The sequence below is a fragment of the Mesorhizobium sp. M1088 genome (assembly GCF_040318575.1).
Taxonomy (GTDB): Bacteria; Pseudomonadota; Alphaproteobacteria; order Rhizobiales; family Rhizobiaceae; genus Mesorhizobium.
The window spans coordinates 237,013-258,928 of the sequence record NZ_JAMYMO010000006.1; the positions used below are offsets into that span (position 1 = coordinate 237,013).

General features: G+C 60.2%; 17 protein-coding genes. 14 read left to right on the forward strand and 3 right to left on the reverse strand.

Annotation, left to right across the window (positions count from 1 at the left end; translation table 11 throughout):
• The first annotated feature begins 391 nt into the window (after positions 1-391).
• The 3 genes from NKH49_RS10730 to NKH49_RS10740 are packed head-to-tail and all read left to right on the forward strand — an operon-like array spanning position 392 to position 4,027.
• Positions 392-1,606, forward strand: a complete 1,215-nt coding sequence (locus NKH49_RS10730; RefSeq protein WP_352450264.1) for a glycosyltransferase family protein — start codon at positions 392-394, stop codon at positions 1,604-1,606.
• Between the two features lies 1 nt (position 1,607).
• The gene (locus NKH49_RS10735; protein WP_352470897.1) at positions 1,608-2,852 is read left to right on the forward strand and encodes a glycosyltransferase; all 1,245 of its coding nucleotides are present in this window, start codon (positions 1,608-1,610) and stop codon (positions 2,850-2,852) included.
• On the forward strand, positions 2,849-4,027 hold the full coding sequence (locus tag NKH49_RS10740) for a glycosyltransferase family protein (protein ID WP_352614654.1): 1,179 nt from the start codon (positions 2,849-2,851) through the stop codon (positions 4,025-4,027). The genes NKH49_RS10735 and NKH49_RS10740 overlap by 4 nt, the downstream gene beginning before the upstream one ends.
• A gap of 158 nt (positions 4,028-4,185) precedes the next feature.
• On the opposite strand, the gene NKH49_RS10745 is transcribed toward NKH49_RS10740, so the two are convergent.
• On the reverse strand, positions 4,186-4,854 hold the full coding sequence (locus tag NKH49_RS10745) for a class I SAM-dependent methyltransferase (protein WP_352470917.1): 669 nt from the start codon (positions 4,852-4,854) through the stop codon (positions 4,186-4,188).
• A 130-nt stretch (positions 4,855-4,984) separates the two neighbouring features.
• Here NKH49_RS10745 and NKH49_RS10750 point away from each other — a divergent pair, with 130 nt between their 5' ends.
• The 4 genes from NKH49_RS10750 to NKH49_RS10765 all read left to right on the forward strand — a co-directional run bounded on the left by NKH49_RS10750 (position 4,985) and on the right by NKH49_RS10765 (position 9,625).
• Positions 4,985-5,305, forward strand: a complete 321-nt coding sequence (locus tag NKH49_RS10750) for a hypothetical protein (protein ID WP_352491729.1) — start codon at positions 4,985-4,987, stop codon at positions 5,303-5,305.
• A gap of 17 nt (positions 5,306-5,322) precedes the next feature.
• On the forward strand, positions 5,323-8,037 hold the full coding sequence (locus NKH49_RS10755; RefSeq protein ID WP_352500819.1) for an ABC transporter transmembrane domain-containing protein: 2,715 nt from the start codon (positions 5,323-5,325) through the stop codon (positions 8,035-8,037).
• Positions 8,038-8,194: 157 nt separating this feature from the next.
• Positions 8,195-8,644 (forward strand): cyclic nucleotide-binding domain-containing protein, encoded by a 450-nt coding sequence (locus NKH49_RS10760; RefSeq protein WP_023675957.1) that lies wholly within the window; start codon positions 8,195-8,197, stop codon positions 8,642-8,644.
• Between the two features lie 126 nt (positions 8,645-8,770).
• Positions 8,771-9,625, forward strand: coding sequence for an MBL fold metallo-hydrolase (locus tag NKH49_RS10765; RefSeq protein ID WP_352470894.1), 855 nt, complete (start codon positions 8,771-8,773; stop codon positions 9,623-9,625).
• Between the two features lies 1 nt (position 9,626).
• Here NKH49_RS10765 and NKH49_RS10770 read toward each other — a convergent pair whose 3' ends face one another.
• Both NKH49_RS10770 and NKH49_RS10775 read right to left on the reverse strand, forming a co-directional pair.
• The gene (locus NKH49_RS10770) at positions 9,627-10,451 is read right to left on the reverse strand and encodes a polysaccharide deacetylase family protein (protein ID WP_352614651.1); all 825 of its coding nucleotides are present in this window, start codon (positions 10,449-10,451) and stop codon (positions 9,627-9,629) included.
• Positions 10,448-11,536, reverse strand: a complete 1,089-nt coding sequence (locus NKH49_RS10775; protein ID WP_352614649.1) for a glycosyltransferase family 4 protein — start codon at positions 11,534-11,536, stop codon at positions 10,448-10,450. The genes NKH49_RS10770 and NKH49_RS10775 overlap by 4 nt, the downstream gene beginning before the upstream one ends.
• Positions 11,537-11,610: 74 nt before the next feature.
• On the opposite strand from NKH49_RS10775, the gene NKH49_RS10780 reads away from it, so the two are divergent.
• The 7 genes from NKH49_RS10780 to NKH49_RS10810 all read left to right on the forward strand — a co-directional run bounded on the left by NKH49_RS10780 (position 11,611) and on the right by NKH49_RS10810 (position 21,748).
• A complete protein-coding gene (locus tag NKH49_RS10780; protein ID WP_352614647.1) occupies positions 11,611-12,789 on the forward strand; it encodes a DUF3095 domain-containing protein in 1,179 nt (392 codons plus the stop codon).
• Between the two features lie 104 nt (positions 12,790-12,893).
• The gene (locus NKH49_RS10785) at positions 12,894-14,237 is read left to right on the forward strand and encodes a nucleotide sugar dehydrogenase (RefSeq protein ID WP_352614646.1); all 1,344 of its coding nucleotides are present in this window, start codon (positions 12,894-12,896) and stop codon (positions 14,235-14,237) included.
• A gap of 51 nt (positions 14,238-14,288) precedes the next feature.
• Positions 14,289-15,629 carry an adenylate/guanylate cyclase domain-containing protein gene (locus NKH49_RS10790; RefSeq protein WP_352470889.1) on the forward strand — a complete coding sequence of 447 codons (1,341 nt, stop codon included), beginning with the start codon at positions 14,289-14,291 and terminating at the stop codon, positions 15,627-15,629.
• A 149-nt stretch (positions 15,630-15,778) separates the two neighbouring features.
• On the forward strand, positions 15,779-17,674 hold the full coding sequence (locus NKH49_RS10795) for an ABC transporter ATP-binding protein (RefSeq protein ID WP_352614644.1): 1,896 nt from the start codon (positions 15,779-15,781) through the stop codon (positions 17,672-17,674).
• Complete coding sequence (locus tag NKH49_RS10800) at positions 17,671-19,569, forward strand: ABC transporter substrate-binding protein (RefSeq protein WP_023675965.1); 1,899 nt, start codon at positions 17,671-17,673, stop codon at positions 19,567-19,569. Before NKH49_RS10795 ends, NKH49_RS10800 begins: the two co-directional genes overlap by 4 nt.
• A gap of 2 nt (positions 19,570-19,571) precedes the next feature.
• Positions 19,572-20,570 carry an ABC transporter permease gene (locus NKH49_RS10805; RefSeq protein ID WP_023675966.1) on the forward strand — a complete coding sequence of 333 codons (999 nt, stop codon included), beginning with the start codon at positions 19,572-19,574 and terminating at the stop codon, positions 20,568-20,570.
• Positions 20,567-21,748: an ABC transporter permease gene (locus NKH49_RS10810; protein ID WP_352614641.1), complete on the forward strand. Its 1,182-nt coding sequence runs from the start codon at positions 20,567-20,569 to the stop codon at positions 21,746-21,748. The genes NKH49_RS10805 and NKH49_RS10810 overlap by 4 nt, the downstream gene beginning before the upstream one ends.
• Positions 21,749-21,916: the final 168 nt, after the last annotated feature.

Below are 21,916 nucleotides of genomic sequence, written 5' to 3' on the forward strand. Positions count from 1 at the left end.
TTCGAACGTGTCCCCTACTCCGTCAACGCTCCGGCTTCCCACCGCCAAGGCACATCATGGTTTAGGAGCTTGGCTTAGACGCTCGAAGTGAAGTACCCAGCCCATACCTTATTCCATTCTGGAGTTTCCACGTTTTTCGCAGCGGTCAAGGCCGCCGAGAATCCGAGATGGTCAATACCAGTGAAATGATGCAGGTTCTTCTGGACCACGTGGCAAGCAGGCCGCTGAGCAGACGTAGCTTCCTGGTTTCAGCATATGGACCCTCTTTGTAATACGAATTGAAAATTGCGCCCTCATGTTTCAGAACAGGTCGGTAGACCCGCGAGGATGATTTCGAATCCTGCGGGTCGCTCACGGTCCTCAAGGCGAGAATTCTAAGAGACGTTCAACAATGACCCAGCACGCAGAAAACGCTCGAATTCTCATGTACAGCCACGACACGTTCGGGCTCGGCCATTTGCAGCGCTGCCGGACTATCGCGCATTCGCTGGTCGAGGATTTCCGCGGACTTCAGGTGCTCATCATTTCGGGTGCGACTATCGCTGGCGCCTTCGATTACCGCGCCCGTGTCGACTTCGTGAAGATCCCCAGCGTCATCAAGCTGCGCAACGGCGAATACACGTCGCTGGAAAAGGACATCGATCTGCATGAGACGCTAAGGATGCGCCAGTCGATCATCCGCCATACAGCTGAGACCTTCCGGCCCGATATCTTCATCGTCGACAAGGAACCGCTCGGCCTGCGCGGTGAGATTGAGGACACGCTGTCCTACCTCAAGACGCGGGGCACCACGCTGGTGCTTGGCCTGCGCGAGGTGATGGATGCGCCGCATCTGCTCGAAGCAGAGTGGGCACGCAGAGACGTGATGCGCAAGATAGGCGTCTTCTATGACAAGGTCTGGGCCTATGGTCCGCCGGATTTCTACGATCCGTTGACGGGCTTGGATGTGCCCCCGGCTGTCAGGGCAAAGATGAGGTTCGTCGGGTTCCTGCAACGGAGCCTGCAGCGGAACGAGTTGCCCGGCCACCGGCCCGAGGGCGACTATATCCTCGTTACTACCGGTGGCGGCGGTGACGGCGCCGATCTGATCCACGACGTCATCGATGCCTATCAGCAGGATCCGCAATTGCAGCATAGAGCCCTGATCGTGCTTGGGCCCTACATGCCGGCGCGCAAGCGCAACAAGCTGCTCAAGAAGGGGTCCAAGATCCCTTACATCAAGATCATCGAGTTCGACAACCGCATGGAAGACCTGATTGCCGGCGCCAAGGCGGTAGTGGCGATGGGCGGCTACAACACCTATTGCGAGATACTGTCTTTCGACAAGCCGGCGCTGATCGTGCCGCGCGTCGAGCCCCGCCGGGAACAACTGATCCGCGCACGGCGCGCAGCCGAACTCGGCCTCATCGAGATGCTTTTGCCGGAAGAAGCCGAGGATTCCCGGCGGTTTGCCGATGCACTGAAGGTGCTGCCGGACCGGCCCCGCCCATCGCAGAGCAATCCGCATCTGACGCTGGAAGGGCTGCCTCATATTTCCGAAATCGTCGCGGAACTGCTCGACCGGCGGGCCGGCCATCACCTTTCGGTCATTGAAGGAATGACCTGAGTTGCAACACCGCAAGATCGTCGTGGTTCTGAAGGGTTATCCGCGGCTGTCCGAAACCTTCATCGCGCAGGAACTGCTCGGTCTTGAGCGTGCGGGGTTCGACCTGATACTCGTCGCGCTCAGGCGGCCGACCGACGAAAAACGCCACCCCGTGCATGACGAGATCAAAGCGCCCATCCATTATCTGCCGGAATATCTGCATGAAGAGCCGCTGCGCGTGCTTCGCTCGCTGTTTGCCTATCTGCTGCGTCCGGGCTTCTGGCGCGCGCTCGGATCGCTGGCTGCCGATATGCCCCGCGACTTTACGCGCAATCGCGCACGGCGCTTCGGGCAAGCGCTCGTGCTGGCGGCCGAATGGCCGGAAAACGCAGGCTGGCTGCATGCACATTTCGCGCACACGCCTGCATCGGTGACGCGCTATGCCAGCCAGCTTCGTGGCCAGCCCTGGACCTGCTCTGCCCATGCCAAGGACATCTGGACTTCGGCGGACTGGGATCTGGCCGGCAAGCTTTCCTCGGCGCGCTGGACGGTCACCTGCACGAAAACCGGCTTCGACCGTCTGAAAAAACTCGCGAACGGCAACTCGTCTGTGCATCTGAGCTATCATGGGCTCGACCTTGATCGCTTCGGCAGTTTCGGCGAAGCGCGAAAGCAGCATGACGGCTCGGCTCCGGACGAACCGGTTGTCGTTCTGAGTGTCGGGCGCGCCGTTGAAAAGAAAGGTTACGATACGTTGCTGGAGGCCCTTGCCCTGCTGCCCGGCGATTTGGCGTGGCGTTTCGAGCATATCGGCGGCGGCGAAGAACTGGAACGGTTCAAGGCGCTGGCGCAAAAGCTCGGCCTGGATGGTCGCGTCTCTTGGAAAGGCGCGCTTGCGCAGGAGGAGGTGCTTGAGCACTACCGCCGCGCCGACATCTTCGCCCTGGCCTGCAGGATCACCGCAAATGGCGACCGCGACGGTCTGCCGAATGTTCTGGTGGAGGCGGCTAGCCAGCGGCTTGCCTGCGTGTCGACCGATATTTCCAGCGTGCCGGAGCTTTTATCGCCGGATGAAACCGGGTTGCTGGTTCCGACGGAAAACCCGATTGCCCTGGCACAGGCGCTGGAGCGCCTGATCCGAGATCCCGTGCTCCGCGACCGCCTCGGCGACGCCGCAGAGCGGCGCGTGCGCGCCAATTTCGATCACATGGCAAGCATTGGACAGCTCAAGGAACTGTTCGAGCGGGAGTGGCGGGCCGCCGAATGAAGCGGCTGCGCGCTTTCTTCTATGTCCAGCACTTGCTAGGCATCGGCCATCTCGCGCGCGCCAGCCGCATTGCGGCGGCTCTGGTCGATGACGGGTTTGACGTTACCGTCGTGACCGGCGGAGCGCCGATCGCCGGGTTTCCGGGACTGGGTGTACAATCTGTAACCCTGCCACCTGTCACCTCCGGTGATGAAGGATTTTCGGGACTTGTCGACCTGCAAGGCAACCCGATCGACGATGATTTCAAGAAATGGCGTTCAGAGATGCTGCTGCAGGCATTCCGGGATTGCAGGCCTGATATCGTCATTGTCGAGGCGTTTCCATTTGGACGCCGGCAGATGCGTTTCGAACTCTTGCCGCTGATCGAGGCGATCGACGCGACGTCGCCCAGACCGCTGCTGGCGACGTCCGTCCGTGATATCCTCCAGGAGCGCGTCAAGCTGGGCCGAAACCAGGAAACGGTCGATCTCATCAACAGGCATTTCGATCTTGTTATGGTCCACGGCGATCCGGCTTTCGCAACCATCGACAAGACATTTCCACTGGCTGGGGCGATCAGGGCCGAGGTCGCCTACACGGGGCTCGTTGCCGCGCCGCCATCGCCCGCGGCCTCCGAGCGCTTCGACGTTCTGGTGTCGGTTGGCGGCGGGGCTGCCGGAAAGAGCCTTGTCAGATCCACCATCGCAGCGGCGCGGAATGCCAACAACGCTTGGAATTGGTGTTTGATCACCGGCCCAAACCTGCCGAAAGACGAGTTTGACGCGATCGCACGCGATGCCACGCCGGGCCTGTCCATCTTCCGGTTCCGCGAGGATTTCGCCAGCCTGCTGACCGGCGCCCGCCTGTCAGTCTCGCAGGCGGGTTACAACACGGTCTGCGATGTCCTGCGCGCGCGTTGTCGCTCCCTGCTCGTCCCATTTGCAGCCGGCGGGGAAACCGAACAGACGGTTCGCGCCCTGATGCTCGAAGAACTCGGTCTTGCAACGGTGCTTATGGAAGAGGACCTGACGCCTGAAGGTTTGGCGCAAGCGATCGAACAAGCGCTTGTGGAACCGACGCCATCCGCGCATCGTCTCGATCTGGAAGGCGCGCGTCGCTCCGCGCAAATCCTGCGTGAGCGGCATCGAACATGGTCCCTAAATGTGGGGCCCGGTTTCGGAAAAGTTCATGATTAAACAGACGATAGATCCTAGAGCGGTTCATCGTTTCACGCAGAACCGCTCTGTCTCTTTGTTTTGACGCAATTCCGGACGGAATTCGTGCGACGCGCTTCATGTCCTGTTTTTATGCGTGTCGTTGTCCCAAACCGCTACGCGCTTTTGGGCGAAATACATTAAACAGTTCCAATCAGCATGAAGCGCGTATAATTTTTTGTCGGCAGTTCGCCGGAGAACCGCACCTCCCGTAGCGCCGCCATTTCCTCGAAGGCTGCAAGCGAAGCCACGCAGTTGATGTGCGTCGGCTCGCTGAAATAATCGTTCGATTGCAGCAGTACATTCGTGCCCGGCGGAAGCAGAGCAAGCCAGGCGCGCAGATCGGCTATGTGTTCGCAGCTCGTATTGATCATCAGATCGGGCCGCCCGGCCGCATAGTCGAGTGCGTACATATCTGCCGTCAGCGCCCGGAACCGGTCGCCGGCTTCCCGGTTGAGGGTCCGGGCGACCGGCGCGACTTCGGGATCGATGTCGATACTATCGACCGCCGCGATGTCGAAGCGGGCGTCGTTGAAAAGCATTGCCGGCAATACGCCGTACCATCCACCCAGAACCCATATGCGTCCGAAGCGGCCGCCGCCGCTTTCGAACAGCCTGTCGAGCGCCCACATCTTGCAGGCGACCTGCTTGTGGTTGAAGGCGTTGGCGATATCGGCCTTCGGATGCTTGGCGACGACCCGCGCCAGCCCTGCCACGAGAGGGCAGTTGACATAAGCAGCAATTCCCCGCGTGAGGTCTAAGGCTTGCTCGTGCCAGTCCATGGCATTGCGTGGTTGCGTGACATCCATCATAATTCGTCTTGTATGTTGGGATTTTGGGCGACACAACGCAATCTTGCCTCCCGCAAGACTGTTTGATTCCGCGGACGTGATCATGCTGCAAGCCGCTTGGCTATTGCCCGGTGCCGGAGAGAGCCTGTTGCATCTGTCCGGATCATCGGCGTCCATCCGCCAGCACCAGCCGCGCAGCTGCGGCCTCGTGCCGCTCGGCTGTTCGCCAAAGCCCTACGAAAGCCGCGGACCGTTTGGCCAGCCGCTGTCTTCGCCGATCAACAATGCCCATGTCGATGCCATCGACCATGCGTCGGAACTGGATCGCGCCGCCTCGCAGGTTTCTTGCATCGTTGAGCGCAGGACAATGTCCGTGCACAGCAGCTTCGAGCTTGTCGTTGGCGATGAAGAAATTGCCGATACGCCATTCGCCAGCAGGTGCTTTTACATCCTGCATCCTTCCAACTGAAGGGTCCACAGTCGCATATGGAAGCCAGCCTAGCCCGCTATATCTGGACGCACACCAAGAAGCAGCAACTCTGGATATTGATGATCGTCGTGCTTTCGATGATCCCGTATTTCATGTCCTTCGACCTGCCGAAGCTGATCGTCAACGGACCGATCCAAGGTCGCGGCTTCGAGCAACCGGGCGCGACCCAGCCATTCATGAGGCTACACTATAACCTGCCGTTCGTTGGAGAGGTCCAGTTCTTCTCCGGTTTTCAGCTCGACCGCAAGGAGACCCTGTTTGCCCTGAGCCTTGTGTTCCTCTTGCTAGTCGTCATCAACGGCCTGTTCAAATTCTACATCAACACCTACAAGGGCCGCCTCGGCGAACGCATGCTGCGGCGTATCCGCTTCGATCTGGTCGACCGTGTGCTGCGTTTTCCGCCGGTTTATTTCAAGCGGGTGAAATCCGCCGAAGTGGCGACCATGGTGAAGGACGAGGTGGAGCCGCTGGGCGGCTTCATCGGCGACGCCTTCCTGCAGCCGGTACTGCTCGGCGGCCAAGCGCTGACGGCCATGCTGTTCATCATGATCCAGAACGTCTGGCTCGGAATGATAGCGGTCGTAATCGTGGCGATCCAGATCGTGCTCATCCCGCGAATGCGGCGGCGGCTGATCGTGCTCGGGCGCCAACGGCAGTTGACGGCGCGCGCGCTTTCGGGCCGAGTTGGCGAAATCGTCGACGGCATCGGCGCGGTTCACGTCCACGATACATCAAACTACGAGCGCGCCGACATAGCTGCCCGGCTCGGGCTCATCTTCAAGATCCGCTTCGATCTTTACCAATGGAAATTCATGGTGAAGTTCCTCAACAATTTTCTCGCGCAGCTCACGCCCTTTCTGTTCTACATGATCGGCGGGTATCTGGTCCTTGAGGGGCGGCTGGACGTCGGCCAGCTCGTGGCCGTGATCGGCGCCTACAAGGACCTGCCCGGACCGATGAAGGAACTGATCGACTGGGATCAGGATCGGCAGGATGTCCAGGTCAAATATCAACAGGTCGTTGAACAGTTCACCGTCGAAGGTCTCATCGCGCCGAAAATCGGGGCATTGACGATCGACGATCCCGATCCGATGACCAAGCCGCTGTCGGCGATCAATCTGTCCGTAGCAGACGATGGTGGTGCAATGCTCCTCAACCGTATCTCCCTCCAGGTCAAGCCGGGTGAGACGGTGGCACTGGTCAGTACCGCAACAGGTGGAGCGGAGGCGCTTGCAGAAGCCTTCGCGCGGCTGACCTGGCCGGACAGCGGAAGGGTCGCTTCGGGCACCGACGACCTGCTTGAACTCCCCGAAGCAGTAACCGGCCGGCGCATGTCCTATGCCTCGTCGGATGTTTTCCTGTTCCAGGCAAGCCTCCGCGACAACCTGCTCTACGGGTTGAAGCATGCGCCGCTGACATCGGTGCCTTATGACGGTGCTGCGGCAGATCAGCAACGCTGGAACATTCACGAGGCGCGCCGGTCGGGCAATCCGGATCTTGATATCCACAGCGACTGGATCAACTATGCTTCCGCTGGCGCTACCGGCCCGCACGACCTCTTTGAAGCCGTGCGCCGGGTGCTCGACGCGGTTGTTCTGTCGCGTGACATTCTGGATCTCGGCTTGCGCTCTTCGGCCGACCTCACGCGTCACACGGAGCTTGCCAGGCGGATCGTCGAACTGCGTGCGGCGCTGCGGACCCGGCTGGAACAAGAGGGGCTAAGCGGACTGGTGGTTCCTTTCGAACCGGGCGCCTACAACAAGGAAGCAACGATCGGCCAAAACCTGCTCTTCGGCGCTGCCGCCGGCCCCGAACTGGCCGACAGGGCCCTGGCGGCCAATCCCTATTTTGCTTCCGTGCTGAGGCAAGCCGGCCTCGACCGAACGCTCTACGAAATGGGCTTGGAGATCGCCAAACAGGCGATCGAGCTGTTTGCCGACCTGCCGCCCGATCACCAGTTCTTCCAGCAGCTCGCCTTCATGAGCGCGGAGGAGATACCCGCCTACGAAACCTTGCTGCAACGGCTCAAGAACCGTCCCTACGAGGCGGTTTCGGAAAACGATCGCGCCATGATCGTTACCTTGAGCTTTGCCTACATCGAGCCCCGGCACCGCTTCGGCCTGCTGAGCGACGAGCTGATGAGCAAGATCGTCGCTGCACGCAACCGGTTCTATGAAGACCTGCCGCCCGAGCTGCACAATGCGGTCGAACGGTATGATCCTGCCAAATACATTGCCGCGGCCACCGTCATGGATAATGTCCTGTTCGGGCGTGTGGGCAACAATCATCCCGACGCGCCCGACCGCATACGCTCCATCGTCTATGACATTCTTGACGAACTGGGGCTTTATGGCGAACTTCTGGATGTCGGCCTGGACTTCAACGTCGGCTCCGGCGGCAGGCGGCTGACCGGTGGACAGCGACAGAAGCTCGATGTTGCCCGGGCCTTGCTCAAGCGTCCCGATTTTCTCATTCTCAACCGGCCGCTGTCGGCGCTCGATCAGCGCATGCAGGATAAGGTGCTGCGAAATGTGCTCGAGGAAGCCAGGCGCGACGGCCATTCGCCGGCAATTGTGTGGGTCGTGACGAGTCCGGCAATGGCGATGATGTTCGATCGCGTTATCGTCTTCGACTCGGGTCAATTGGCGGAAGACGGAACACACGAGACACTTTTGGCAGGGAACGGTATCTTCAAGGAACTGTTGTCATAGAGCAACGGATATTCAGATGGGATCATTCTGCCGGTGCACGACATCGGGCTCGCCACCTTTCGCGTGGTTTGTCTCGCCATCCCGGAAAGAGAATTGATTCCATCGGGGCGTCCGTTGCTCTAGTCTGGCAAACGCGAATTTTGGAAGGTTTGCGACAATGCTGCTCAAGGATGAAGTTGGAATGCTGCAACGCGTTCCCTTGTTCTCTGCCATCGAGCCGACAAAGCTCAAGCTGCTTGCGTTCACATCCGATCGTGTGAGCTACAGCGCCGGCCAAATCCTTTTCCGGCAGGGCGACGAGGGAGACGCCGCCTATGTCATCCTTTCAGGCAGAGCGGATATTCTTGTCGATTCCGACAGCGGACCGATAAAAGTTGCCGAACTGGAGCCAAATTCGATCGTTGGCGAGATCGCCATATTGTGCAACAGCTCCCGCACTGCCACCGTCAGAGCGGCAAGTCCGCTGGAAGCCCTGAGAATCCGCAAGGATCATTTCCTGAGGCTTATGAGGGAGTTCCCGGAAATGACCATCGAGATATTGCGGGTTCTTGCCGATCGCCTAAGCCATACGACCGCGGATCTGATCGACGCACGAAGCGCCAAATAACGAAGGACGTGCGCTCGATCCTCGCCGTCGTGACGGCACTGTCCTCTCGCTGAGAAGATCACCCGGAGAAAGCCTGTCTGTCTCGCCTAGCAGCAGTTGTTTGGATATGATGGGCGAAGGGGTAGCATGGACGACAACGTTTTCCTGGTCAGGTTTTGGGGTGTCCGCGGCAGCATTTCGGTATCAGGCCCAGAATTCTCTCGCTATGGCGGCAACTCAATCTGCGTCGAGATGCGATGCGGTAAGCACACGCTTCTGTTCGACGCAGGCTCTGGCCTACGGCCTGCCGGCGCGGCGCTTCAGGCGTTGGGCGTGACCGATTTCGACCTGCTTTTCACCCATTGCCATTACGATCACATCATCGGGCTGCCGTCTTTTGCGCCGATCTATGACCGGGGCGCCAAGGTTACGCTTTGGTCCGGGCATCTTGCAGGACACATGACGACCCGGCAGATGGTCGATGAGTTCATGCGGCCGCCGTGGTTTCCGGTGAAATTGGAGGCCTGCAAGGCAAGCCTCGACTATCGCGATTTCGTATCCGGAGACGTGCTTCGCCCGCGCGAAGGGGTGGTGGTCCGAACCGGCAGTCTTATGCATCCGGGCGGCTGCATAGGCTACCGGGTCGAATGGGGTGGCGGCGTCGTGGCGGTGATCACAGACACTGAGCACGACCCGGACAAACTCGATCAGACGGTGCTCGGCCTGATCGAAGATGCCGACCTTGTCATCTACGATTGCACCTACACCGAGGAGGAAATGGAACGCCGCCGCGGTTACGGGCACTCGACGTGGCAACAGGGCGTCAAACTCTGTGAGGCGGCAGGTGCGCGGAGGCTTGCGCTGTTTCACCACGATCCGACACGCACCGACAAGGAACTGGACAAGATCCAGAAACTGGCCAAGGACAGGTTTACCGGCGCTTTTGCCGCGCGGGATGGCCAGACGCTCAACATTCCAGTCTCATTGCGCAAAAAGCGCTGAGCTATTTTCCTCTATCTCTTTGTCTTGACGCAATTCCGGACGGAAACCGTTCACACTTTCCTGGAATTGTTCCACCGGCGCTGCGCCCGATCAATGTCCTGATCGGAAGCCATGCGCAGGCTTCAGTCTTTGCGGTGACTGTGAACAGCCGTTCGAGGAAGAGCCAGGCCGATTCATCATGTACGAGATGGTGGGTGAGCAGGCCCACCGGTTCGCCCCTATCGAATGCATGCTGCAAGTGCGCGATGATAGCCTGAACCAACAGGCCATGATCGCGGCACCCGCGCGTGCCATGCCAATCCATGATGTCGACATTGCTGTTGATGACCGCAAGTGAAGCCGGCGTTGGCGGCCCGTAGACCGACAATGCCGAAAATCCTATCGATCCAAGGTCGGATACCAAGCCGGCGTCGATCCTGTTCCAGGGTGGCACCAGCATCGGAACGGCACGTGCGCCGTGCAGGCCGGTTACGTGCGCCAGCCCGCGAGCCAGATCATCGAGCACCGCCTCGCGTGGCCGATGCGCGCCGAGCTCCTGCTTCTTCTGGCCCTCGGGCGCATGATTTCGGTGCGCCCAGCCATGGATGGCGACTGTGGCATGCGGCGCCTCGTCAAGCCGAACGACAAGCTTCTCGTCAGTCAGGGCGGGAATGACGGCCAGAGTCACCGGAACCGCGAATTCACCGGTGAGGTCGAGCAACCGATCAAGCGCAGGCGTCGGATCCACGGCGTCATCGTCGCGCAGCCAGAACTCTGCCTTACGGTCCGCCCGTTGCCGGCTCGCCAGTTCCTCCACCAAGGGTTGCCAGATCTGATCGGATGTCATGAGACCGGGATCTTCGCAAGAAGTTCGGCCAGACGCGCCGCCGCAGCACCGAGAGAACGTTCTTCGAGGACGAAACGTCTGGCTTCTGCGGCCATGATGGATCTTTCGTCGTTACGGGCCAGAAGCCTTTCAATGGCAGAAGCGAACGCCGCCACATCGCCCGGCGGGGTGAGAAACCCGGCCTGGCCATCCCGCACGACCTCCGGCACGCCGGCGATGTCCTGAGCCACAACCGGAAGGCCGGCGGCCTGTGCTTCAAGATAGGCAACGCCATAGGCCTCGCCGAAACCCGGCCAGACGTAAATTCCCCCACTGTAGAGGACATCCGGCACGGCGGCTGGCTCAATCGCGCCAAGCCATTCGATACGGTCGGCGGGCAAGCTGGCGAATTGCGCTTTGATCTCCTCGCGGGCAGGTCCGTCCCCGACGACCGACATCGTCCAGGGCAGGTGACCGATCGAACCGAGCGCCTGCGCCAGCATGCCATAGCTTTCGACTTTGTCGCCCGGGCGCATCATGGCGACCGTAACGAGGCGCGACGGACAACCCCGTGCCGGCGTTTCCCGGAATAGCGATGTGTCGATGAAGGGCGAAAGCATGCCGAAAGCGGCGTCGGGTACCGCATCTGCCAGTCCCTGACGATCCCTTTGCGTGAAGCAGATGTTCAGCGCCGCCTGTTCGACGGCTCGCGCCACCAACGCTTGCGTATCGGCCCACAAACCGGTGTTGCGCCGCCTCGAATAGGAGGCTTCCGCTGTCACATAGGGGACACCAAAGGCCAACGCCAGTTCGGGCCCGATCAGGTCGGGTGCCTTGTAATAGGGATGATAGGTGAACCACAGATCGGGCTTGCCGTCACGATCCCAAAGCCTTGCCAGCCGCGCGGCTTCCTCCCGGGCCTCGATCTTGAGCGCATCGAAACTTTTCGAATCCGGTTCGCGTAGATAAAAGCGCAATTCGGATGCCAATTCGACGCTATGCCTTCCATGCTCCAGTGCCTTGACCAGCATCCGTGCCATCTGGCGGTCGCCGGAGGCAACGGGATGATTGGGCGACTTCAGCGGCGCATAGAAGGCAATTCGCATCGCCGGACCCTATCATCGGAAAGCCTGCGCAAGTCAAATTCGAAGCATGATCGACTTCACCCTCAAGCACTGGAATGTGCTATCTGATGCTCATGGAAACAGCTGCCGCGTCCGATCCGTTTGTTGCTTCTCTGCCGGTCTTCGCAAAGTTCGAAAGCGTTGCCGATATCGATAACTATCGGCCTCTCCCCGATGGCTGGGCGCTGGCCACCGCAGACATCGTCGGCTCGACCAAGGCGATCGAGGCGGGGCGCTATAAAACCGTCAATATGGCCGGTGCCAGCGTCATTTCGGCGCTGCTCAATGCGCTGGGTAGGCAAGATCTTCCCTTTGTCTTCGGCGGCGACGGTGCGCTCGTGGCGTTTCCCGGCTCGGCGCTGGAGATCACCCGCAACGCGCTGGCGGCTGTCCAGAGATGGGTGGCGGACGAACTGGACCTGACCTTGCGTGCCGCAATCGTGCCGATAAAGGATATAAGAGCGCAAGGACTCGACGTTCGCGTGGCGAGGTTCCAGGCCTCCGATGCGGTCTTCTATGCCATGTTCGCCGGAGGTGGTGGCAGTTGGGCGGAAGCCGAGATGAAAGCGGGGCGCTACCGCATCGATCCTGCGCCGGCCGGCGCGCGGCCGGACCTGACCGGCCTCTCGTGCCGCTGGAACCCGATCGAAGCCCGGCATGGCGAAATCGTCTCGATCATAGCCATACCGGGGGCGTCGCGCGACTTGCGCGGTTTTCAGTTTCTGGTTTCCGACATCATCGCCCTTGCCGGCAGACAGGAACGCGATGGCCACCCGGTGCCGGTGAACGGGCCGGACTACAGTTTGCTGCCCGCCGGCCTCGATATCGAGGCGCGGGCCACGGCGCCGGCGGGACGGCGGTGGCTGTCGAAGCTGTGGATAGTGTTCCTGATGACGCTTACGGCTGTTGCGGATAGATTTGGCTGGACGATCGGCAGATTCGATCCGAAGATCTACAAACGCGAAGTGGCCAGCAATTCGGATTTCCGGAAGTTCGACGATGGCTTGAAGATGACCATCGACGTTGACGCGGATGTGTTGCAACGGATCGAGAACCGGCTGAAACAGGCGGAAGAGGCGGGCATCTGCAACTATGGCCTGCACCGCCAGAAATCGGCCTTGATGACATGCCTCGTCGCATCGCCGCTGCAGCGCGATCACGTTCATTTCATCGATGGCGCCGCCGGCGGCTATGCGATGGCTGCCGCAAGCCTTAAGGCGAAGGTGCCGGTCTGACGCTTGCGGACATCGATTTTCCGCAATATGCCTCGGGGCTCTTGTGAGCGGTGAGCCTCACCATGGAAGCGGACGGCCTGTCCGAATTGACGGGAAGCAGATTTTTGGACGCCTCACGATCGACATATGACCGTCTTCTGAACCGGATTTCGACGCGTGCCGCGCAAGTCGGCGTGATCGGACTGGGCTATGTCGGGTTGCCGCTGGCGGTTGCGATCGCACGCGCCGGCTTCCCTGTTTTCGGCTTCGACATCGAAGCCCAAAAGGTCGAGAGCCTGAACAACGGACAATCCTACATCGAGGCGGTGACGTCGACAGCTCTTGCCGGCCAGGTGGCAAGCGGACGGTTCCGCGCCACTGCGGATTTTGCCGAACTGGCCGTCTGCGATGTCATCATCATCTGCGTTCCGACACCACTGACGAAACACCGCGAGCCGGATCTCTCCTTTGTCAGGAACACCGCAGGCACCATCGCGAAGCATCTGCGTCTCGGCCAGCTGATCGTGCTGGAATCGACCACCTATCCCGGCACCACCGACGACGTGATCAAGCCCATCCTGGAAAAAATGGGCTTGCAGTCGAGGATAGACTTCTTCCTCGGCTTCTCGCCCGAACGCGAGGATCCCGGCAACCGCAGCTTTGAAGTCGCGACGATCCCCAAGGTCGTGGCAGGTGACGGCATTGAAGCGGCGACGCTCGTGCAGGCTTTCTACCATGGCGTGGTCAAGACCGTCGTTCCGGTTTCCACCACGGCGACCGCCGAGGCGGTCAAGCTGACGGAAAACATCTTCCGCTCGGTCAACATAGCCCTCGTCAACGAGTTGAAGATCGTGCTCGGTGCGATGGGAATCGACATCTGGGAGGTGATCGAGGCGGCAAAGACCAAGCCCTTCGGCTACATGCCTTTCTATCCTGGCCCTGGACTTGGCGGGCACTGCGTTCCGATCGATCCCTTTTACCTGACGTGGAAGGCTCGCGAATACGAACTGCCGACCCGCTTCATCGAGCTGGCGGCAGAGATCAACACGGCCATGCCGCGTCATGTGGTCGATGAACTGGCGAAGGCGCTGGACCGGCGCCGCGGCAAGGCGCTCAGCCGCTCGCGCATTCTCATCATCGGGCTCGCCTATAAAAAGAATGTGCCCGACATCCGCGAAAGCCCCTCATTGCGGCTCATTGAACTCATCGAGGAATGGGGCGGCAAGGCGGAATTCCACGATCCGCATGTTACCGAAATCCCGGCCACACGGGAGCATATGGCGATAAAGGGGCGTCGCTCGGTCGAATTGACCGAGGTGGCCTTGAAGGATTTCGACGCTGTCGTCGTTGCAACCGACCACGACGCGATCGACTATCAGGCGATCGCGGATCACGCTCTACTGATCGTCGACACACGCAATGTTTTTGGCCGCCTCGGGCTAGCCCGAGAGACGGTGGTGAAGGCCTGACGGCGTCCGAGCCGGCGAATTTGTGGCGGATCAAGGAGATTTCGAGATAGCATGAGCACAGCGCAAGCAGAAATTTCTGCCATTCTCATGGATAAGGTTGCCGATTGGCTGACCCAATCGGCGTTGGCGGGCAACGACCTGGAAACATTGGTAAGGGGCTTTTGTGAACGGCTGGCTGCTGCCGGCCTGCCGTTGAAGCGGGTGCATTTGAGCTTTTCGATGCTTCATCCGCTTTATGACGCGCTCGGCTTCACCTGGCTCCGCGGCCAGGGCCTGGAAGTGGAAGGCTTCCGCAAGGAGAACGGCGTTCATTCCGACAGATTCCTGACCAGCCCATACTACCATCTGCTCAGCCACAAGCTCGACCATCTGCGGCGCCGGCTCGACCCGTCGGTGCCGTCGGAATTTCCTGTTTTCGATGACCTCAAGCTGATGGGCGTCACCGATTACATGGCTTTTGTCCATCCCTTCAGCGGCAACACCAGTCAGGGCATGATCGGGTCTTGGTCCACCGACAGTGCTGCAGGCTTCAGCGACAGCATGATTTCGGCGCTGCTGCGTATCCAGAACCATCTCGCTATCGCAACCAAGATGGCGGTGCTCACCAAGCTTGCCGACAACATGATGACCACTTATCTCGGCGGCGACGCCGGCAGGCGCGTGCTCGAAGGCCAGATCAAGCGCGGCGAGGGTGATACAATCCGGGCGGCACTGGTCATGGGCGACATGCGCGGGTCGTCAAGACTTGCCGAAACCTCCGGCCGCGAAGTCTATATCGATACGCTGAACCAGTTTTTCGACGCCGCTGCTGCACCTTTCAATCGCAAGGGTGGGCAGATCATGAGTTTCATAGGTGATGGCTTCATTGCCGTCTACCCTTGCGCAAGGCACCGTTCACAGTCCGAGATCGCCTGCCAGGCTGCTCTTGCAGCAGCGCACAAGGCCACCGCGCGCATGATGGATCTTAATCTGCGCAGAAAGCAGCAGGGATTGAGCGACATAAACTATGGTATCGGGCTGCATGTCGGCAATGTGATGTTCGGCAATGTCGGGCTTACCGACCGGCTCACATTCTCTGTCTTCGGCTCGGCCGTAAACGAGGTCCAGCGCCTCCAGACCCTGACCAAGAAATATCCGCACAGCGTTCTCGCCAGCAAAGACTTCGCCAGCTATTGCGGCGCCAACAACTGGCTGGCGCTCGGCATGGAGGAACTGGCGGGCATCAGGCAGAAGCTAACGGTGCTTTCACCCGATTTGTCGGGTGCTCTGTCGCTCGACGAAGATGGTGCGCTGGAGCCGATTTACGACCGCATATCGGACGCCGAGCAGGTCATGCTGCTTCATCGCAATGCCGCGCGGCCGTCCGCGGGCGACCCGAGGAAGCTCCAGTAACCGCCACGATCTGATCCGAACGCGTTTGGTATGCAGTCCGGTCGCCGGTTCCGCCAGAGAACTGGCGACTGTTCGAATCCAAGTTGCTCTAGGCTGGCAATGCGTTAGTCTCGCCTTCTGGACGTGCCAGAGTGGGGGCTGGTGTGAGAATGAATTTGGGCGTTGATCTGCTGCGGATCGAGGATGTTGGCATCTCTTTTGCCATTATAGGGGGACCGTTGCATGCTGTCAGGCGTGCAAATCTTCGCGTCCTGCCCGGCAAGGTTACCGCGCTTGTGGGCGAGTCCGGTTCCGGAAAATCGGTTCTCAGCCAGGCAGTGATGGGCATTTTGCCGAACACAGCCCATGTTCGCGGCCGTATCCTGTTTTCCGATCCAAAAAAGCCCGGTACGACGCAGGATATCCTGCAGATGCCGCGTGACGGAACCGAAATCCGGGCGTTGAGAGGCAGCCGCATCGGCAAGATATTTCAGGAGCCGATGACATCGCTGTCGCCGCTGCATACGATCGGCAACCAGGTCAGCGAATCCCTGCAGATTCATACGCCCATGGCCCGGGTGGAGCGCAAGGCGCGGACCGAGGAAATGCTCGGCCTTGTCGGCTTTCCCAACCCCAAGCGCGCCTATGACATGTATCCCTTTGAACTTTCGGGAGGATTGCGTCAACGCGCCATGATCGCCATGGCGCTTATCTGCCGGCCCGCCCTGTTGATCGCCGACGAGCCGACGACGGCGTTGGACGTGACCATCCAGGCGCAAATCCTGCAATTGCTGCGCGAGCTTCAGACGAAGCTGAACATGGCGATGCTGCTGATCACGCACGACCTTGGCGTAGTCGCCAATGTCGCCGACGAGGTGGTGGTCATGTACCATGGCGAGATCATGGAAGCGGGACCCGTGGAGGCGATATTCCGCCGGCCGGGCCACCCTTACCTGAAGGGCCTGATGGCAGCCGTTCCGCATTTCGACCTGAAGCCCGGCGAAAGGCTAAAGGCGCTCCGCGAGGTGCCGGTGAATGTCGGGAACCTGCTCGGCAAGCAGACGGCGCCGGCATCGAAGGGGCCGAACGACCTCCTGCTATCGGTCAGCGATCTGACAAAGACCTTCACGATCCGCAAGTCCGGATGGTTCGGCGGAGATCATCAAACCTCTGTTCGCGCCGTGGACGGCGTGAGCTTTGATATCAGGCGGGGTGAGTGCCTGGGTCTTGTCGGCGAAAGCGGCTCCGGCAAAACCACCGTCAGCAAGATCCTCATGCGGGCTGTCACCCCTACCGGCGGCTCTGTGATCTTCAATGGCCGCGATGGTCCGATCGACGTCTTGGAAGCCGAGGGAGACGCCCTGCGCATGCTGCGCGCGAAAATCCAGATGGTATTCCAGGATCCGGTTTCGTCGCTTTCACCCCGCATGACGGTGGAGAACATTTTGAGCGAGCCGCTGGAAATCCATCGACGTGGCAATGCCGCGTCCCGACTCGCCACGGTCAAGAGCCTGATGCAGGCAATCGGGCTCGACCCGCGCTTCATAAAGCGTTATCCGCATAGTTTCTCCGGCGGGCAGCGTCAGCGTATCGGCATCGCGCGCGCGTTGGCGCTGGGGCCTGAACTCCTGATCTGCGACGAGCCGGTTTCGGCACTCGATGTCTCTGTCCAGGCGCAGATCCTGAACCTTCTGAAGGACCTGCAGAAGGAACTGGGCCTGACCTACCTGTTCATATCCCACAACCTCGCGGTGGTGGACTACATGGCAGATCGTATCGCGGTGATGTGCGGCGGGCGTATCGTCGAGCTCGCGCCGCGCGAAATTCTGCTTAGGAAACCGGTCCACCCCTACACGCGCTCATTGGTCGCCGCAGTACCTTTCCCCGATCTCGACAGGCCGATGGATTTCAAGACGCTGAAACTCAGCGGCGCTTCCGACACCAGCGCATGGGGACCGCAATTCCGCGACGAGGGCGACGAGGATATGCTGTCGCCGCTCGATCTTGGCGGCGGCCACCTCGTGCTGGCCCGACGTTCGGCCGATTTCAGCGAGCTACGCCATTGATCAGCCGGCGCACCGTCCTTGGACTCATGGCTTCGGCATTTCTGCCGGGCACGTTGCGCGCAGGCGATCTGGAGCCGGAATTTCTTGAGCCGCAGCTGAAGGCCAGAGCGCTGCCGGCACTCGCCGAACGCCTGCCCAAGCGCCCTCGCGCGTTGAATCTCGCCGCGATGGGCCGGCAGCCCGGCCAATATGGCGGCACGCTGCGCACGATCATCGGCAGCCAGAAAGACATCCGGATGATGACAATCTACGGGTACGCTCGCCTGGTCGGCTATGACGAAAAGCTTAACCTGCAAGCCGACATTCTCGAAAGTTTCGATGTAGCGGATGATCGTGTCTTCACTTTCAAGATACGAGAAGGACATAAATGGTCTGACGGTAGCCTGCTGACGTCGGAGGATTTTCGCTATTGCTGGGAAGATGTCTGGCTTAACGATGAGCTTTCGCAAGGCGGGCTCGCCCCGGCCCTGCTGGCGGACGGCAAGCCGCCACGCTTCGAGATCGTCGATCCGTTGACGGTCCGCTATAGTTGGGATGCGCCCAATCCCGACTTCCTGCCCAAGCTCGCCGCTGCTTCGCCCCTATCGCTTGTTCTGCCGGCCGCCTATCTCAAGCAGTTCCACAAGAAATACCAGGATCCATTCCGGCTCGCCGGCCTAATGAAGGAGAACCGGGCCCAGAAATGGACGCTCTTGCATATCCGCATGTCGCGGCAGTATCGCCCGGAGAACCCGGAACTGCCGACGCTCGATCCCTGGCAGAACCGGACCAAGCCGCCGGCTGAGCAGTTCGTCTTCGAGCGGAACCCGTTCTTTCATCGAATAGACGAGAATGGCCGGCAACTGCCTTATGTCGACCGGATTGTCATGAATGTCAGCTCGTCGGCGATCATTTCCGCCAAGACCGGTGCGGGCGAGAGCGACCTGCAAGGCATGGGAATTGACTTCACCGATTACTCCTTCCTGAAGGATGCGGAGAAGCGCTACCCGGTGAAGATGCATCTCTGGAAACGCACACAAGGTTCGCGGCTGGCGCTGCTGCCCAATCTGAATTGTGCCGACCAGGTGTGGCGTGGCCTTTTTCGTGACGTGCGCGTGCGCCGCGCACTTTCGCTCGCTGTGGACAGGCGCGAGATCAATTTGGCTGTGTTCTACGGATTGGCGCAGGAAAGTGCCGATACGGTCCTGCCGGAGAGCCCGCTCTACCGGCCGGAATTCGCGAAAGCCTGGGTCGCCCATGATCCCGACCAGGCCAATGCCCTGCTCGACGAGGTCGGGCTTCAGGCGCGTGACGATGACGGCCTGCGGATACTCCCCGACGGACGCCCCGCGCAGCTCGTAGTGGAAACGGCCGGCGAAAGCACGCTGGAAACCGACGCGCTCGAGCTCATCACCGATCACTGGCGCAAGATCGGCATCGCCCTGTTCATCCGGACTTCGCAGCGCGACATCTTCCGCAGCCGCGCGCTTGGTGGCCAGATCATGATGTCGATGTGGTCGGGCATCGACAATGGCGTGCCGACCGCCGACATGAACCCCTACCAACTCGCCCCCACCGTCGATGACCAGCTGCAATGGCCGCTCTGGGGTGCTCACTACTTGTCCCGTGGCAAGGTCGGCGAAGCGCCCGATCTTCCGCCCGTGGTCGAGTTGATGGCTTTACTCAAGCGCTGGAACGCATCGACCGAAGCCACGGAGCGGGCCGAGATCTGGAATTCAATGCTGTCGATCTATACCGATCAGGTGTTTTCGATCGGCACGGTAAACGGAACGCATCAGCCGATTCTGGCATCCTCGCGGCTGCGCAATCTGCCTGACAAGGCGCTCTACGGCTACGACCCGACCGCCTATTTCGGTGTCTATATGCCGGATACATTCTGGCTTGGAGAGTCCTGAGCGTGCTTCGATATTTTGTCTGGCGTATCGCCGTGATGGTTCCAACGCTGCTGGTCATATCGGCACTGGTGTTCACGATCATCGAACTTCCCCCAGGCGACTATTTCGACAGCTATGTTGCCGAGCTTCGGGCTCAGGGCGAAGCGGTGGATTCCGATCGCATCGAGATGATGCGCAAGGAATATGGTTTCGACAAGCCACCGGTCATTCGCTACTTCTACTGGGTCGGCGGGATGCTGCACGGCGATTTCGGCTATTCCTTCGAATATGAGCTGCCGGTTCGCGACGTCGTCGGGGACCGAATGTGGCTGACGGTGCTGGTTTCCTTCGTCACGATCATCTTTACCTGGCTCATCGCCTTTCCGATCGGCATGTACTCCGCCACGCATCAATACAGCTGGGGCGACTACGGCCTGACTTTCTTCGGCCTTCTCGGCCTTGCGATTCCGAACTTCATGCTGGCGCTGATCCTGATGTATTTCGCCAACATCTGGTTCGGAACGTCTATCGGCCATCTCATGGACCAGCAATATCTCGGCGAGCCGATGAGCTGGGCCAAGGCGAAATCGATCCTCGCCCATCTCTGGATTCCGGTCTTGATCATCGGCACCGGGGGCACGGCAAGCATGATCCGGCGGCTGCGCGCCAATCTGCTCGATGAGCTACATAAGCAATATGTCGTGACCGCGCACGCCAAAGGCCTTCATCCCTTCAGGGCGCTGGTCAAATATCCGCTGCGCATGGCGCTCAATTTCTTCATTTCGGATATCGGCTCTATCCTGCCGGCCATCATCTCCGGTGCCGAAATCACGGCGATCGTGCTGTCTTTGGAAACGACCGGGCCGATGCTGATCAAGGCGCTGCAAAGCCAGGACATGTATCTCGCAGGGTCGTTCCTGATGTTCCTCGCCTTCCTGACGGTCATCGGCGTCCTGATTTCCGACCTAGCGCTGGCGCTACTTGATCCGCGAATTCGTTTGCAAGGCGGCAGCACCAAATGAACACGCAATCGCCGCTGCCCGCTCCGGGTGCCCCACTGCAACACTACGTTTCCATCGAGCCCTTTGACCTGCAGTCGGTCGAGGCGATGACGCCGGAGCAGGAGAAGGTCTTTCAGGCGTCGCAGTTGCGGCTGATGTGGTGGAAATTCCGTCGGCACCGGCTTGCCCTTGTATCCGGCATATTCCTGGCAGCGCTTTATTTCGGGATACTGATCTGCGAGTTCCTGGCGCCCTACGATCTGCACACGCGCAACATGGACTACATCTATTCGCCGCCGCAGCGGGTGCACCTGTTCCACAACGGCGAGTTCGTCGGGCCGTTCGTCTATGGCCGCCAGATGACGCTGGATATGGACACGCTCAAGCGGAACTACATCGAGAAACAGGATGATGTTCAGCGGATCCGTTTCTTCTGCAAGGGCGATAAGTACCGGTTCTGGGGCCTGATCGAAGGTGACAGGCATTTTGTCTGCCCCGCCGAAAACGGCCAGCTCTTTCTGGCCGGCACTGACAGGCTGGGGCGCGATGTGCTCTCGCGCATCATCTATGGCGCCCGCATTTCACTGACAATCGGCCTCGTCGGCATCAGTTTCAGCTTCCTGCTCGGCATTGTCATCGGCGGACTGGCCGGCTATCACGGCGGTATCTTCGACCTGATCGTCCAACGGATAATCGAAGTTCTGCAATCGATCCCCAGCATTCCGCTATGGCTGGCTCTGGCGGCGATCATGCCGATAACCTGGAGTCCGATCCTGATCTATTTCGGCATCACCGTCATCCTCGGGCTGCTCGACTGGACCGGACTGGCGCGGGCCGTGCGTTCGAAGCTTCTAGCCTTGCGCGAGGAGGATTACGTTCTGGCCGCGCAATTGATGGGCGCCAGAAGCAGCCGCATCATCGGGCGGCATCTCATTCCTGGCTTCATGTCGCATCTGATCGCGACGGCGACGATCTCCATACCCGGCATGATCCTGGGCGAGACGGCGCTGAGCTTCCTCGGGCTCGGCCTGAGGGCACCGATAACCAGCTGGGGCATCCTGCTCACCGAGGCGCGCAGCGTCAGCGTGATCGCGTTCTATCCATGGCTGCTTTTGCCGATGCTCCCCGTCGTTCTCGTCATCTTGGCGTTCAACTTCCTGGGCGACGGGTTGCGGGACGCCGCGGACCCCTACAAATGACATCGCTGTTCCGCCGCGCGCTGCGCCGCCGATTCCACCCGGTATGATCCTTGTCGGCAGCCTGTTCGCTTGTTGCAGTGTTCATCGTTCGCCTCTACACGCGGCAAGACTCGATCGGGGTTTAGCTCGTCGGCCTGGGTTTCAGCCGCGAAACGCTCTGGTCGGGGG

Bases quoted from the DNA above. Each gene is read 5' to 3' on its own strand.
- NKH49_RS10730 (WP_352450264.1), top strand. From the start codon at position 392: ATGACCCAGCACGCAGAAAACGCTCGAATTCTCATGTACAGCCACGAC.
- NKH49_RS10740 (WP_352614654.1), top strand. From the start codon at position 2,849: ATGAAGCGGCTGCGCGCTTTCTTCTATGTCCAGCACTTGCTAGGCATC.
- NKH49_RS10745 (WP_352470917.1), bottom strand. From the start codon at position 4,854: ATGGATGTCACGCAACCACGCAATGCCATGGACTGGCACGAGCAAGCC.
- NKH49_RS10755 (WP_352500819.1), top strand. From the start codon at position 5,323: ATGGAAGCCAGCCTAGCCCGCTATATCTGGACGCACACCAAGAAGCAG.
- NKH49_RS10760 (WP_023675957.1), top strand. From the start codon at position 8,195: ATGCTGCTCAAGGATGAAGTTGGAATGCTGCAACGCGTTCCCTTGTTC.
- NKH49_RS10765 (WP_352470894.1), top strand. From the start codon at position 8,771: ATGGACGACAACGTTTTCCTGGTCAGGTTTTGGGGTGTCCGCGGCAGC.
- NKH49_RS10770 (WP_352614651.1), bottom strand. From the start codon at position 10,451: ATGACATCCGATCAGATCTGGCAACCCTTGGTGGAGGAACTGGCGAGC.
- NKH49_RS10775 (WP_352614649.1), bottom strand. From the start codon at position 11,536: ATGCGAATTGCCTTCTATGCGCCGCTGAAGTCGCCCAATCATCCCGTT.
- NKH49_RS10780 (WP_352614647.1), top strand. From the start codon at position 11,611: ATGTGCTATCTGATGCTCATGGAAACAGCTGCCGCGTCCGATCCGTTT.
- NKH49_RS10790 (WP_352470889.1), top strand. From the start codon at position 14,289: ATGAGCACAGCGCAAGCAGAAATTTCTGCCATTCTCATGGATAAGGTT.
- NKH49_RS10795 (WP_352614644.1), top strand. From the start codon at position 15,779: ATGAATTTGGGCGTTGATCTGCTGCGGATCGAGGATGTTGGCATCTCT.
- NKH49_RS10810 (WP_352614641.1), top strand. From the start codon at position 20,567: ATGAACACGCAATCGCCGCTGCCCGCTCCGGGTGCCCCACTGCAACAC.